This window comes from Micrococcus luteus, assembly GCF_014138885.1.
In the GTDB taxonomy this organism is placed as follows: Bacteria; Actinomycetota; Actinomycetes; order Actinomycetales; family Micrococcaceae; genus Micrococcus; species Micrococcus luteus.
This window is the reverse complement of record NZ_JACJIK010000001.1, coordinates 1,644,666-1,657,937: the sequence shown is the minus strand read 5'-3', so window position 1 is coordinate 1,657,937 and position 13,272 is coordinate 1,644,666. Positions and strand designations below refer to the sequence as shown.

General features: G+C 71.7%; 12 protein-coding genes and 1 pseudogene. 2 read left to right on the top strand and 11 right to left on the bottom strand.

Features of this window, described 5'->3' with window-relative positions; genetic code table 11:
- Positions 1-8: 8 nt before the first annotated feature.
- The 10 genes and pseudogenes from HDA34_RS07655 to HDA34_RS07615 all read right to left on the bottom strand — a co-directional run bounded on the left by HDA34_RS07655 (position 9) and on the right by HDA34_RS07615 (position 10,665).
- Positions 9-179: a hypothetical protein gene (locus HDA34_RS07655; RefSeq protein WP_020621742.1), complete on the bottom strand. Its 171-nt coding sequence runs from the start codon at positions 177-179 to the stop codon at positions 9-11.
- A 372-nt stretch (positions 180-551) separates the two neighbouring features.
- Positions 552-2,657 carry an ABC transporter ATP-binding protein gene (locus tag HDA34_RS07650; RefSeq protein WP_049147053.1) on the bottom strand — a complete coding sequence of 702 codons (2,106 nt, stop codon included), beginning with the start codon at positions 2,655-2,657 and terminating at the stop codon, positions 552-554.
- Positions 2,654-4,411, bottom strand: coding sequence for an ABC transporter ATP-binding protein (locus HDA34_RS07645; RefSeq protein WP_129866969.1), 1,758 nt, complete (start codon positions 4,409-4,411; stop codon positions 2,654-2,656). Before HDA34_RS07645 ends, HDA34_RS07650 begins: the two co-directional genes overlap by 4 nt.
- A 283-nt stretch (positions 4,412-4,694) precedes the next feature.
- Positions 4,695-4,853, bottom strand: a pseudogene (locus HDA34_RS12215) (DUF8730 family Cys-rich protein); the annotation flags it as partial.
- Positions 4,854-4,927: 74 nt separating this feature from the next.
- Positions 4,928-5,203 (bottom strand): metal-sensitive transcriptional regulator, encoded by a 276-nt coding sequence (locus tag HDA34_RS07640; protein WP_044659303.1) that lies wholly within the window; start codon positions 5,201-5,203, stop codon positions 4,928-4,930.
- A 72-nt stretch (positions 5,204-5,275) separates the two neighbouring features.
- Positions 5,276-6,058, bottom strand: a complete 783-nt coding sequence (locus HDA34_RS07635; protein ID WP_134377391.1) for a sulfite exporter TauE/SafE family protein — start codon at positions 6,056-6,058, stop codon at positions 5,276-5,278.
- Positions 6,059-6,064: 6 nt separating this feature from the next.
- Positions 6,065-6,658 carry a rhodanese-like domain-containing protein gene (locus HDA34_RS07630; protein ID WP_052007121.1) on the bottom strand — a complete coding sequence of 198 codons (594 nt, stop codon included), beginning with the start codon at positions 6,656-6,658 and terminating at the stop codon, positions 6,065-6,067.
- A gap of 34 nt (positions 6,659-6,692) precedes the next feature.
- Complete coding sequence (locus tag HDA34_RS07625; RefSeq protein ID WP_036384546.1) at positions 6,693-8,096, bottom strand: MBL fold metallo-hydrolase; 1,404 nt, start codon at positions 8,094-8,096, stop codon at positions 6,693-6,695.
- Between the two features lie 301 nt (positions 8,097-8,397).
- Positions 8,398-9,666, bottom strand: a complete 1,269-nt coding sequence (locus HDA34_RS07620; protein ID WP_036316196.1) for a phospholipase D-like domain-containing protein — start codon at positions 9,664-9,666, stop codon at positions 8,398-8,400.
- A gap of 24 nt (positions 9,667-9,690) precedes the next feature.
- Complete coding sequence (locus HDA34_RS07615) at positions 9,691-10,665, bottom strand: acyl-CoA thioesterase (protein ID WP_036316197.1); 975 nt, start codon at positions 10,663-10,665, stop codon at positions 9,691-9,693.
- Positions 10,666-10,785: 120 nt separating this feature from the next.
- Between HDA34_RS07615 and HDA34_RS07610 the strand changes: the two genes are divergently transcribed.
- Both HDA34_RS07610 and rlmC read left to right on the top strand, forming a co-directional pair.
- On the top strand, positions 10,786-11,394 hold the full coding sequence (locus HDA34_RS07610) for a HEAT repeat domain-containing protein (RefSeq protein ID WP_020628173.1): 609 nt from the start codon (positions 10,786-10,788) through the stop codon (positions 11,392-11,394).
- Between the two features lie 10 nt (positions 11,395-11,404).
- Entirely contained in the window at positions 11,405-12,616 is a 1,212-nt protein-coding gene (rlmC, locus tag HDA34_RS07605) for a 23S rRNA (uracil(747)-C(5))-methyltransferase RlmC (RefSeq protein ID WP_036316199.1), read from the top strand.
- Positions 12,617-12,632: 16 nt separating this feature from the next.
- Here the strand turns inward: rlmC and HDA34_RS07600 are convergent, their stop codons facing one another.
- Positions 12,633-13,223 (bottom strand): hypothetical protein, encoded by a 591-nt coding sequence (locus HDA34_RS07600; protein ID WP_036316210.1) that lies wholly within the window; start codon positions 13,221-13,223, stop codon positions 12,633-12,635.
- Positions 13,224-13,272 lie beyond the last annotated feature (49 nt).

Sequence of the window (13,272 nt, the reverse complement as noted above, 5' to 3'; positions counted from 1 at the left end):
CCGGCGAGTCAGTACGGGTAGTAGCAGTAGCCGTAGGTGCCCGACAGGAGGAGTCCTGCGCTGCAGTCCTGCCGACCGGAGTCCGTCAGCGCCTGCGCTGGCACCGCACCGGAGACGGCCAACGGTCCAGCGACGGCCACGCCGGCACCGACCTTAGAAATCCGCTGCTTCATACCCATGTCGCTCCTCTTTATGGTTCACGCTCAGTCGTGATCTACATCACACTCTATGAAGGTGCTCGCCCTGTGTCCAGAGAATTCTCGGTCGGTCCACAGACGTGCCCCACCAGGGAGTCAAGAGGGTCCTGCGCGTGACGGATGCGCAATCTCAGGGGACGAATGAGCGCGGCCACACCGGCAGGGGTGGCCCGACGATCGGGTTTCGATACTCCCGTCACCGCCGCGCGCCCTAGCCCCGTACACCTCCGGCTCCGGAGAGGTGCGGGCTCGTGAAACTCACCGGCACCTGGATCGAGAAGGTCATCGGGTGGTCCCGTGTCGCAGCGACGCCAGCGGCCAGTGGCTGGGCGCCGGCGCCATCCAGCCCCGGCCTCAGCGGGCGTCCTCGCGCGCGGCGGGCGCGCCGTCGTCGTCCTGCTCCTCCGCCTGTTCCCCGCCCTGGAACTGGCTCCTGTACAGCCGGAAGTACGCGCCGCGAGCGGCCAGCAGCTGATCGTGCGAGCCCTGCTCCACGATGTCGCCGTCCTCCATCACGAGGATGACGTCCGCGTCCCGGATGGTGGAGAGGCGGTGGGCGATCACGAAGCTCGTGCGGTCCGAGCGCAGCGCCGCCATCGCGCCCTGGACCAGCACCTCGGTGCGGGTGTCCACGGAGGAGGTGGCCTCGTCCAGGATCAGGAGCGAGGGCTGGGCCAGGAACGCACGGGCGATGGTGATGAGCTGCCGCTCGCCCGCGGACACGTTGGCGGCGTCCTGCTCGATCACGGTGTCGTAGCCGTCGGGCAGGGTGTGCACGAAACGGTCCACGTAGGTGGCCTTCGCCGCCGCGACGACCTCCTCGTCCGTGGCGTCGAGTCGGCCGTAGCGGATGTTCTCCCGGATGGTCCCGCCGAAGAGCACGGCGTCCTGGAGCACCATGCCGGTGGCGGCGCGCAGCTCGCCGCGGCTGACCGTGCGGGTGTCCACGCCGTCCAGCAGGATCCGCCCGCCGTCCACCTCGTAGAACCGCATGATCAGGTTGACCAGGGTGGTCTTGCCGGCACCGGTCGGCCCGACGATCGCGACCGTCTGCCCCGGCTCCGCCACGAAGTTCAGGTCCGTGATGAGCGGCTTCTCCGGCGTGTAGGAGAAGCGCACATGCTCGAACTCCACGCGACCGCGCAGCGGGCGCGGGAGGTGGGCGACGCCGTCGGGCCCGGGGATGGCGGAGGGCGCCGTTTCCCGAACGAAAGCGCTCTCGGAGGGCGCCGTTTCCCAAACGAAAGTGCCGTCGGGGGTGCGGGCGGGGGTGCCGTCGGGGGTCTCCTCCGGCTCGTCGAGGAGCTCGAAGATGCGCTCGGCCGACGCCACGCCGGAGATCAGCATGTTGGACATGCCGGCGATCTGCCCAAGCGGCTGGTTGAACTCGCGCGAGTACTGGATGAACGCGGTCACGGCGCCGAGGGTCATCTGCCCGTTGGCCACGCGCAGGCCGCCGACCACCGCGATGCCCACGTAGCCCAGCCAGTTCACCCACTGCATGATCGGCATGATCATCCCCGAGTAGAACTGCGCCGTGAACGCGGCCTCGTACAGCTCCTCGTTGCGCTCGTCGAAGCGCGCGGCCATGTCCCGCTGACGGCCGAACACGGTCACCAGCTCGTGCCCCGTGAACGACTCCTCGATGTGCCCGTTGAGCCGGCCCGTCTCCCGCCACTGCGCGGAGAAGAGCGCCTGGGACTTCTTGCCGATCACGCCCACCACCACACCGGCCACCGGCAGGGCGACCAGGGCGATGAGCGCGAGCTGCCAGGACAGCCAGAACATCATGCCGACGATGCCGATCACGGTCAGCACCGAGTACACGAGCGAGGCGAACGCCTGCTGGAGGGCCTGCTGGACGTTGTCCACGTCGTTGGTGGCGCGGGAGAGCAGGTCGCCGCGCTGCCCGCGGTCGAAGTAACTCAGCGGCAGCCGGTTGATCTTGGCCTCGATCTCCTCGCGCAGGCGGAAGACGATGCGCATGACGATGTCATTGAGCACGCGGCCCTGCAGCCACATGAAGGTCTGCGCCACCAGGTACATGCCCAGGACGATGAGGATCAGCCGGCCCAGCTCGGTGAAGTCGATCCCCTCGCCCGGCGTGAACGCCATGCCGGAGAGCATCTCTGCGGCCTGGTCCTCGCCCTGGGCGCGCAGCCCGTCGATGACCTGCTCGCGGCTCAGCCCGCCGGGCATCTGCGCGGAGACCACGCCGCCGAAGATCACGTCCATCGCCCGGCCCAGGACGTGCGGGGCCCACACGTTGAGCACGACGGCGACCAGCACCATCAGCGCGACCACCACCAGGCCCAGCTTCTCCGTGCGGAACAGGCTCATGAGCCGCTTCGCGGACGGCCAGAACGCCTTGGCCTTGCGGGCCGGCCCGCCGCCCCAGTCGTCGGTGGCGCCCTGCTCCTGGATCTCGAGGATCTCCTCGTCCGTCAGGTGCTCGCTCATGCCACGTCCTCCGCGGTCAGCTGGGAGTCCACGATCTCCCGGTAGGTCTGGTTGTCCGCCAGCAGCTCGGCGTGGGTGCCGCGGCCGACCACGCGGCCCTCGTCCAGCACGATGATCTGGTCGGCGTCGGTGATGGTGGCCACCCGCTGGGCGACGACGATCCGGGTCACCCCGGCCGCCGCGCGGTCGAGCGCCGCCCGCAGCCGCGCGTCGGTGGTGACGTCCAGGGCGGAGAATGAGTCGTCGAACACGAGGACCCGCGGCTCGGCCACGAGGGCACGCGCGATGGACAGGCGCTGGCGCTGGCCGCCCGAGACGTCCGTGCCGCCCTGAGACAGCCGCGAGTCCAGACCGGAAGCCGCCGCCTCTCCCTTGCCGGTGGTGCGGGCGCGCACGAAGTCGGCGGCCTGGGCCGTCTCGAGGGCCGCCCAGATGCGCTCGTCCGAGGCGTCCGGGGCCCCGAACTGCATGTTCTCCCGCACGGTGCCGGAGAACAGGTACGGCTTCTGCGGCACGAGGGCCACGGCCTCGGTCAGCTCGGCCCGGGCCAGGTCGGTCACCGGCACGCCGTCCACGAGCACCTCGCCGGACGTCGCGTCGTACAGCCGCGGCAGCAGACTGATCAGCGTGGACTTGCCGGAGCCGGTCGAGCCGATGATCGCCGTCGTGGTGCCGGGGGCGACGGCGAAGCTCACGTCGTCGAGCACCGGCGCCTCGGCGCCGGGGTACTGGAAGGTGACGTGGCGCAGCTCCACGGCGCCGTCGCGACGCGCGGGGGTCACCGGGCGGACCGGCTCACCGAGCGTGGGGACGGTGTCCAGGACCTCGCCGATGCGGCCCGCGGAGATCACGGCGCGCGGGAGCATCATCATCATGAAGGTGCCCATCATCACCGCCATGAGGATCTGCAGCAGGTACTGCATGAACGCGGTGAGCGCGCCGACCTGCACGAGCCCCGCGTCCACGCGCTCGCCGCCGAACCACAGGACGGCGGCGGTGGCGAGGTGGAGGATCATCGTGATGACCGGGCCGAGCAGCACGAACAGCCGGCCGATCCGCACGGAGGTCTCCGTCAGGGCGGCGTTGGCGTCCGTGAACCGGCGTGTCTCGTGGCGCTCGCGCACGAACGCGCGGACCACGCGGATGCCCTGGATCTGCTCGCGCAGCACGCCGTTGACGTCGTCGATGTTGTCCTGCATCCGCTGGAACAGCGGCATGAGACGGGCGACGATCCACGCCACGATCACCAGCAGCACCGGCACGGAGACCCACACGAGCCAGGACAGGCCCGGGTCCTCGCGGATGGCCATGATGATGCCGCCGACCGCCATGATCGGCACGGCCACCATGAAGTTCAGGGCCATGAGGGTGAGCATCTGGACCTGGTTGACGTCGTTGGTGCCGCGCGTGATGAGGGTCGCGGCGCCGAAGCGGCCGAGCTCCTCCGCGGAGAACGCGTCCACGCGGGTGTAGACGGCGCGGCGCAGGTCCCGGCCGACGCCCATCGAGGCCTTCGCCCCGAACCACACGGCGGCGATCGCGGCGACCACCTGCACCAGCGCGACGCCGAGCATCACGAGGCCGATGTCCCAGATGCGGGCGGTGTCGCCGCGGGCTACGCCCTCGTCGATGATGCGGGCATTGAGGCTGGGCAGGTACAGCATGGCCAGCGTGCTGATCAGCTGCAGCACGACGACGGCCGCGACGGCGCCGCGATAGCGCCGGCCGTGACGGCGGAGCAGGGTCCAGAGCATGGGGCTCCCAGGGAGTCGGGATGGGCGCGCGGCCGCGTGGGCTGCAGTGAGGTGGGCCGAAGGGGGCCGGGCTCATTGTGCCCCAGCCGCGGGAGGGCGCGGGCAGCAGCCGTCGTCGAGGGGACGCGGGCGCACCCCGGACAGCCGGCTGCCGAACCACCCGCTGGCGGACCCGTACGAGGACTGAGCGACGCCAGACGGGGGGCGTGAGCCAGACGTTTCCGCGGCTGAGGGTCCCTCAGAACAGCACGAACATCTGGCTCACGCCCCCGGAACGCCTGGCTCAGCGCCCGAAGAGCCTCGCGAAGAACCTTGCGGCCCCGGCACGGCCCGCGCGGGCTGCGTCGCGCTCGGCATCAGGGTGACGGCCATCGCACCACTGCGCCGCGGGGACGACGGCCTTGAGGGACTCGACGTGCCGGCCGCATCCGGCCCAGGTGGCCCTGCGGCAGACGGGTCAGCGCGCCGGACGGCACATGAGGGATCCTTTCGGCGAGGGGGCTTCGGGGTGGCCGGTCAGGCCAGGGTCATGAAGAGCTTCTCGAGCTCGGCGACGGTGAGCTTCTCCTCGTCCTCCGCCTTCTCGGGGTCGGCGAGGCAATACTGCATGGCGGATGAGACGACCGCGAAGCCGGCGCGATCCAGCGCGGTGGAGACGGCGGAGAGCTGCGTGACCACGTCCTTGCAGCGACCCTCGCCCTCGACCTCGCGGATGACGGCGTCCAGCTGGCCGCGGGCCCGCTTGAGGCGGTTGAGGATCTTGCGCTGGGTCTCGGCGTCGGCGGTGCGCACGGCGACCTCCTTTGTCACGGTGGCGGGGAGGGGAATCATATCCCCAGGGGTATCCGGCGACGTCGCCGGATGTCACACGAGGAGACCGATGAGCTCCCGGACGAGGATCACCAGGCCCATGGCCAGCACGAACCAGCCGAAGCCCTTCTTCAGCGCCTTCTCCGGGACCCGCTTCATGAGCGGAACGCCGATCAGCGCACCGACCACGGCCACACCGGTGACCCACAGCAGCAGGTCCCACGGCAGCGTCACGCTGGTCAGGTAGCCGCCGAGGCCCGCGAAGGACTTCATGGCGATCACCAGCAGGGACGTGCCCACCGCAGCGGACATCGGCAGGCCGCCGAGCAGGACCAGCGCAGGGACCACGAGGAACCCGCCGCCGGCGCCGACGATGCCCGTGACGAAGCCGACGACGACGCCCTCCAGCAGGATCTTCCCGAGCGGGTGGCGGCGGGGCTCGACGTCAGCCGAGGCCTCCACTGAGGGGGCGGCCGCCGGCTGCGTCTTCTTGGGCCGGATCATGGCCCACGCCGTGAAGAGCATCATCACCGCGAAGGCGATCAGCAGCAGGGTCTCCGGCAGGAAGCCGCCGACGACGCCGCCCAGGAGGGCACCCACCATCGAGGCCGCGCCGAAGATCAGGCCGGTGCGCCACCGGACGGTGCCGTGCCGCGAGTGCAGCAGCACTGAGACCAGCGAGGTCACACCCACCACGAACAGGGAGCCCGCGATGGCCTGCTTCGGCTCGAGGCCGGCCACGTACGTCAGCAGGGGCACCATCAGGATCGACCCGCCGCCACCCATGAGGCCGAGCAGCAGGCCGACCACGAGGGCCAGGGCGAGGACGATCCACATCACGGGTCAGCTCCGCTTCCCCGCGCCGGTGGGGATGCGGCCGATCACGTCGCCCGCGGAGCGCTCCTGCGCGGGGCGGTTCCACGGCATCTTGGCCAGCACGGACGCCATGGCGCACGTGTTGGACACGGCGGAGAAGGACAGGCCCGCGCCGATCGCGGCGGGGATGAGGCCGAACCGCTTCGAGCCGACCTGGGAGGCCACGGCCCCGACCAGCGCGATGGACCCGGCGGTCATGCGGACCTGACGGTCCATGGACCAGCGGTTGCCGCTGCGGACGACCTCGCCGCCGGCCTCGGCGTAGGCGGAGATGCCGCCCTGCAGGACGCGCGCGGAGGTGAAGCCGGCCTGGGCCAGACGGTCCTGGGCGGTGCCGGCCCGGCTGCCGGACTGGCAGACGAGCACCGCGGTGCCGTCCAGGCGGGCGGCGACCTCGTCCGCGTGCTCCTGGAGCAGGTCCAGCGGCACGTTGTAGGAGCCGGCGATGTGCTCGGTCTCGAACTCGCCGGGGGTGCGCACGTCCAGCACGACGGCGTCGGGGCGGGCGGCCAGCTCGGCCTTCAGGTCGCGCGGGGCGACGGGGGACAGGGTGACGCTCATGGGAGGGGCTCCTCGGGGTTGGTCTGGGGGTGTGTCAGGACTGCTGCCAGGCGGCGTAGCTGCCCTCGAGCTCGATCACGTCGAACCCGGCGCGGCGCAGCGCCTGGGCGGCCACGATGTTGCGCAGGCCGGACTGGCAGAAGGTCACCAGGGTCTTGTCCTTCGGCAGCTCCTCCTGGTGGAAGAGCACCTTGCCGGCGTTCAGCTGCCGGGCGTCCGCCACGGTGCCGTGGGAGAACTCGGTCTTGTTGCGCACGTCCACCAGCACGGTGTCCTGCTCCGCGCCGACCTCGCCGGCCTCGATGCGGGACCGCAGCTCGTCGGCCTGCACGGTGGGCACCGGCTCCAACGTGAGGCCGTCCACGGAGGTGGTGAACGCGGCGGCGGCGTCGACGCCCACGCGGATCATGTGGTCGCGCATCGTGTGCGCGTCCTCGCGGTCCTCGGCGAGCAGGACGAGGGCGGCGTCGTCGCTCTCCGGGTCGTAGGCCCAGCCGGCGTGCGTGGCGACCTTGCCGCGGGACGGAAAGGCCAGCGCGCCCGGCACGGTGCCGGCGAGGATCTCGTCCACACCGCGGGTGTCCGCGAACACGGCGCCCTCGGCGAGCGTCGCCTGCACGCCCCCGGCGTCCAGCTCCTCGAGCTCGGGCAGCTCGCCCAGGATGGCTGGCCCCTGCTTGTTCTGGCGCTTCATGCGGGCGAAGTAGGCGTGGGCGTCGGGCTGGCCGTCGAGCAGCTCGTCGATGAAGCCCTGCTCGTCGTCGTTCTTCAGGTAGTCGGACCACCACGCGTACTTGCGCTCGTAGCCGACCGTGGTGGAGGGCAGCGCGCCGAGTGCCTTGCCGCAGGCGGAGCCGGCGCCGTGGGCCGGGAACACCTGCACGTGGTCCGGGAGGGTCAGGAACTTCGCCTTGAGGGAGGCGAAGAGCTGCTGGGCGCCCTCGAAGCGGGTGTCGACGCCGCCGGCGGCCTCGTCCAGCAGGTCCGGGCGGCCGAGGTCGCCGGAGAACACGAAGTCGCCGGTGAGCATGTAGCCCGGGGCGTCCGCGAAGGCGCCGTCGGTGACGAGGAAGGACAGGTGCTCGGGGGTGTGGCCCGGGGTGTGCACGGCCTCGACGGTGATGTTGCCGAGCGTCACCGTGTCGCCGTCCTTGAGGAGGTTGCCCTCGAAGCCGTAGGCCCAGTCCTCGCCGCCCTCGCCGGACAGGTGGATCTGGGCGCCGGTGGCGTGGGCCAGCTCGCGGGTGCCGGAGAGGTAGTCCGCGTGGATGTGGGTCTCGGTCACGTGGGTGATGGTCATGCCGTTCTTGGCGGCCAGGTCCAGGTACACCTGGATGTCGCGGCGGGGGTCCACCACCATCGCCTCGTTCTTCGCCTGGCAGCCGATCACGTAGCTGGCCTGGGCGAGGTCCTCGTCGTAGATGCGCTCGAGCAGCATGGTTCTCCTCCGGGTCGGGGGGTCTCGATGTCCATCCGATACCCCCTGGGGTATGTCGAGAACGAGCGTAGGGTATACCCCCAGGGGTATGCAAGAGAGAGGGTGAGCCCGGGCGGCGACGGGAAGGGACGGCACGGTCGGGAGACGTCGCCAGGGGGCGTGAGCCAGATGATTCCGCTGCGGATCGGGCGTCAGAACGGCAGAAACGTCTGGCTCACGCGGCGGGGGGCGTGAGCCAGATGATTCCGCTGCGGATCGGGCGTCAGAACTGCAGAAACGTCTGGCTCAGCGCCCGGGGTCCTCAGAGCAGGGGACGCAGTGGTACCAGCAGGGCCTCGACCACGCGGGCGAGGCCGTGACGGTCCTCCCAGCGCGGGGTGTCGATCCGGACGGCCCGCTGGGCGTCGAGAGCGAAGATCTCCTCCATCCGGGCGGCGAAGTCGCGGTCCACGACCACCACGTTGGACTCGTAGTTGAAGCCCAGGGAGAGGCGGTCGACGTTGGCCGAGCCCACGGTGGACCAGATGCCGTCCACGGTGGCGGTCTTCGCGTGGATCATGCTGGCCCTGTACAGCAGGATCGTGATGCCGGCCTCGAGCATCTTCCCGAAGAAGCCGCGCGAGGCCCAGTCCGCCACGATGTGGTTGGAGTCCTCCGGCACCATCACCTGCACGTCCACCCCGCGCCGGGCCGCGTGCAGCAGCGCCTCGAGGACCTGCTGGTCCGGGATGAAGTACGGCGTGTTGATGAGGATGCGGTGCTGCGCCCGCTGGATGGCGTCGAGGTAGCTCAGCCGGATCGGGTAGACCAGGAGCGGCGGCTGGTTCGCGGCCACGGTGACGCGCGGGTCCCACGTGTCCGGGGGGCGCCAGGACATCTGCTCGCCCGCGCGGTGGTGGGCGTTCCACTTGATGGAGATCGACTGGCCCAGCGCCCACACCGCCGGGCCGCGCTCACGCACGTGGGTGTCCCGCCACAGGCGGGCGTAGTCGTCGCCGATGTTGAAGCCGCCGGCGAAGCCGACCTCGTCGTCCACCACCATGATCTTCGAGTGGTTGAACCCGCTGTGCCGGACCACGCCTCGCCAGATCGGGCGGGCGAAGGCCGGCAGCCGGAACACGTGGATGCGCGGGTCCAGCTGACGGTAGAAGCGGGGCGGGACCACGAGGTTCCCGAACCCGTCGTAGGAGACGTAGACCTCCACGCCGCGCGCGGCCGCCCGGTTGAAGGCGTCCATGAACCGCTGGCCCGTGGGGTCGCCCTTCCAGATGAAGGTCTCGAACTTGATGATCCGCTGCGCTCCGTCGATCGCGGCGATCATCTCCTTGTAGAGGTCCTCACCCGAGGTGAAGATGCGCAGCTCGGAGCCCTCCACGTGGGCGTCAAACACGCCGGGGTTCGGCGCGGGTCGGCGCACTCGGCCGCCGCGCTTGACCATGTCCACGCCGGTGAGCCCGGCGGCGACCGTCAGCGGCAGTCCCACGAGACCGACGCCCGCGGCCACGGCCGCTCCCCGGAGGAGACGACGGACCGGCAGGCGGGACAGGGACGGCAGGGACGGTCGACGCATTCGCTCAGTCTACTCAGGGCCCCGTCAGCGCGGATCGGTCGAGCGGCGCATCTCGGTCCAGGCCGCGCTCACCTCGGAGCGCATGCGCACGAGTTCGATCGCCGTCTCCTGCAGCCTCCGGGCGCTCTCGCTCTCGGGGATGTACTGCCGCACCCGCTGGGCCTGGTCCTCCGCGGAGACGTCCACCATGACGGCGATCGAGTGCGCCACCAGGCGGGACTCCGCCCCGGTGCGTCGGCTCGCGTAGACGCGCAGCGCCACATGCATGGACCGCTCCGTGGTGTTCACCAGGAGGGCCTCCACGCGCACGAGGTCGCCCACGTGGATGTTCCGCACGAAGCGCACACCGCCGCCGAACACCGCGACCACGGATTCATGTCCGGTCCAGCGGGCGGCGCAGACGGCGGCCGCCTCGTCCACCCAGCGCAGGATCGCGCCCGCGTTGATGGTGCCGCCCACGGTGGCCTCCGCGTTGGGGGCCAGGAACGCGAGGGTGCTCATCTCCTCGGGGGCCTCCCCGGGCGCGGGGAACGGCAGTCGGGCCATGCCGCGCTCGACGGCGCGGCGGGCCACGGTGGAGCGGCGGGCCTGTTCGTCGCGCTCGATCTGGCCGGGGGTCGAGGGCTCCCAGACCGGCACGGTCACGGGCACCCCGCCCTCCTCCGCGGCGTAGACCACGAGGGACGAGGTGGCGACCACGGGGTCGCCGTCGTCGTCGCGGATCTCCGGCAGCAGCAGGCGGGTCTGGACGTGCACCTCGGCGCCGTCCGTGTGGACCACGCGCGCCTGCACCACAGCGCGGCGGTCCACCGGCACGGGGTGCCGGAACTGGGTGTGCCCCATGTAGCGGGCACGCACGAACGTCCCGGCCCAACTCGCCGCGACGGCGTAGCCGGCCTTCTCGATCCAGGAGATGACGGTGCCGGCGTCCACCAGGCCGGTGGGATGATCGAAGCTGTCCGCCCGGAATTCGAGGGCGAGGGCTCCGGGGGGTCTCATGCCGTCGAACGTATCACCCGAGTCCGGGCCCTGTGCGGCCGGTCACGCCCCGTCCAGGAGTCTGCGGGGAACCTCCCGGCCGCGCCCCAGGCGGGTCCGCGCACGGGGGACAATGGACCCATGACCGCCTTCGACCGTCTCCCCCTGCCCGCGGAGCCCCAGACTCCGCACGACCGCCTGCGCCGCCGCACCGAGGCCGCCGTCGCCGAGCGCGGGGAGGCCGCCGTCGCCGGGCTGGCGGTGCGCCTGATGACCGGCGCGGCCACTCCCGATGACGTCACCTCGGGCGCCGCCCGCGCCCTCACCGGCGACGACGGCGACCTCAGCCCCGCCGCGACCGGCGCCCTGGCCCTGATGCACGCGTGGCACCGCAGCGCGCTGCCCGCCCTGACCGGGGCGCTCACCGCCCCCGAGGCGGACGTCCGCTCGGCGGCCCACCTCGTGCTCGCCTCCCGCGCCGGCTCGCTGCGCCGCGATGCCGCCGTCGACCGCACCCTCGTGGACGCGGTGCGGGCCGGCTGTGCCGACCCGGACCCGGAGGTCCGCGCGTCGGCCGCGTCCGCGCTGGGCGCCCTCGCCCGCCCCGAGGACCTCGAGTCCGCCCTGCCCGTGCTCACCGGCATGGTGATGGACGTGGACGCGGACCTGGCCGCGGCCGCCGAGCTGGCCCTCGAGCAGCTCGCGATCCGCCTGGACCGGCCCGGCCTGCGGGTCAGCCTCGAGGGCTGAGGCGACGCCCGTGCAGTGCCCCCACTTCGACGTCGGCGAGTGCCGTTCCTGCCCGCTGATGGGCGTGCCGTACGCCCGGCAGCTCGCGGACAAGCAGGCCGCGGTCCTGGCCGCCCTGGCGGACGCGGTCGACGCGGACACGGTCGTGGCCGAGCCGTTCGCCTCCGCGGAGGCCGGATTCCGGAACAAGGCGAAGCTCGTGGTCACGGGGTCGGCGGCGGCGCCGCGGCTGGGCATCCTGGACCCGCGCCAGCACCCCCGGCATCACGACGGCGCCGGCGTGGACCTGCGCGACTGCGGCCTGTACGAGGCCGGCATGGAAGGCGTGTTCGACGCGTGCGCGGCGGCGGTGACGGCGGCCGGGCTGGAGCCCTACGACGTCGCCGCCCGCACGGGCGAGCTGAAGAACGTGATCGTGACGCTCTCCCCCGACCGGGAGGCGATGGTCCGGTTCGTGCTGCGCTCCGCCGACCGGCTGGACGCGCTGCGCGCGGCGGTGCCGGGGCTGCTGGACGACCTCGCGGCGCGCGGGACACCCGCCGCCGTGGTGAGCGCGAACCTGCTGCCCGAGCACGTGGCCCTGCCCGAGGGCGACGAGGAGATCGTGCTCGCCGGCGGGCCGACCCTGCGGATGGAACTGAACGGGATCGGCCTGCGGCTGCGCCCGCAGGGGTTCTTCCAGACGAACACCGCGGTGACCGAGGGGCTGTACGCGACGGCGGCGGCGTGGGTCGCCGAGGGCGGTGTGCCGGCGTCGGCGTGGGACCTGTACTGCGGGGTGGGCGGGTTCGCGTTCCACCTGGCCCGGGCCGGCGTGCGCGACGTGTGGGGCATGGAGTCCTCCGCCGAGGCGGTGGCCGCGGCCCGGGAGACGGCCGCGGAGCTCGGCCTGGCCGACCGGGCGCGCTTCTCCGACGGCGACGCCACCTCCGCGCTTTCGTTCGAGAAACGGCGGGCTCCGGAGGCGCTTTCGTCCAAGAAACGGCGGCCCCGCCCGGACGCCGTCGTCGTGAATCCGCCGCGGCGGGGCATCGGCGCCGAGCTGGCGGACGCGCTGGAGGACTCGGGTGTGCCCACCGTCCTGTACTCCAGCTGCAACCCGGCGACGCTCGCGCAGGACCTGGCCCGGATGCCGAGCTATCGGGTGGCGCGGGTGCAGGTGTTCGACATGTTCCCCCAGACCCGGCACGCGGAGGTGCTCACGCTGCTGACCCGGCGGTGACGGAAGCCGGGGCGCGTCACCGCGGGCTCCCCGCCCGACGGTTCCGCTTCTTCAACTCGACGAAGACCTGCAGCAGCGTCAGAGCCGACGGCGCGAGCGCGGGTTGCGTGAGCACGAGCGGTTGCGCACGGGTCAACCCGCCACCCTGCAACGGCCGTCCCGAGTCCCACCGGTTGGCCTTGCGCAGACCACCCTCGTTCCACAGCCGCTCGTCCACCTTGAGCGCCACCTTCATCGTGTGCTCCGACTCTGGCGCCACAGCACGGACTTCCTTCACGTCCGCCCAGTCCACGGACCAGTCCCGCGTCCACACCCGTCGCTCATCGAACGTGACATGCCGAGGCCGGAACAGACCCATCGTCGCGGCGGGAAGCACCGCCAACGCCAGCGCCAACCCGATGAACGACGCCACACGCCACACCCCGAACCCGGCCGAGACATCCTCCGGCGGCCGGAAGATCACCCACACGAACACCGCGATGCACACCACGACGATCAGCCACAGGAGCAACCACCGCGCCGGACGCACCCGCGCCTGCACCGGCAGACTCGCCAGGATCTCCTCCCGCGTCGCCTTCTTCCGCAACCGCGTCGGCTTCGCATCCATCACTTGCTCATCATCCAGTTCATGAGCCCTTCGCCCCCCGGCCATCTCC

What these genes read in the sequence shown, in the direction of transcription:
- HDA34_RS07650 (WP_049147053.1), bottom strand. Translation starts at nt 2,657, where the DNA reads ATGAGCGAGCACCTGACGGACGAGGAGATCCTCGAGATCCAGGAGCAG.
- HDA34_RS07635 (WP_134377391.1), bottom strand. Translation starts at nt 6,058, where the DNA reads ATGTGGATCGTCCTCGCCCTGGCCCTCGTGGTCGGCCTGCTGCTCGGC.
- HDA34_RS07655 (WP_020621742.1), bottom strand. Translation starts at nt 179, where the DNA reads ATGGGTATGAAGCAGCGGATTTCTAAGGTCGGTGCCGGCGTGGCCGTC.
- HDA34_RS07625 (WP_036384546.1), bottom strand. Translation starts at nt 8,096, where the DNA reads ATGCTGCTCGAGCGCATCTACGACGAGGACCTCGCCCAGGCCAGCTAC.
- HDA34_RS07610 (WP_020628173.1), top strand. Translation starts at nt 10,786, where the DNA reads ATGACCGCCTTCGACCGTCTCCCCCTGCCCGCGGAGCCCCAGACTCCG.
- HDA34_RS07645 (WP_129866969.1), bottom strand. Translation starts at nt 4,411, where the DNA reads ATGCTCTGGACCCTGCTCCGCCGTCACGGCCGGCGCTATCGCGGCGCC.
- HDA34_RS07615 (WP_036316197.1), bottom strand. Translation starts at nt 10,665, where the DNA reads ATGAGACCCCCCGGAGCCCTCGCCCTCGAATTCCGGGCGGACAGCTTC.
- HDA34_RS07630 (WP_052007121.1), bottom strand. Translation starts at nt 6,658, where the DNA reads ATGAGCGTCACCCTGTCCCCCGTCGCCCCGCGCGACCTGAAGGCCGAG.
- HDA34_RS07600 (WP_036316210.1), bottom strand. Translation starts at nt 13,223, where the DNA reads ATGGATGCGAAGCCGACGCGGTTGCGGAAGAAGGCGACGCGGGAGGAG.
- HDA34_RS07620 (WP_036316196.1), bottom strand. Translation starts at nt 9,666, where the DNA reads ATGCGTCGACCGTCCCTGCCGTCCCTGTCCCGCCTGCCGGTCCGTCGT.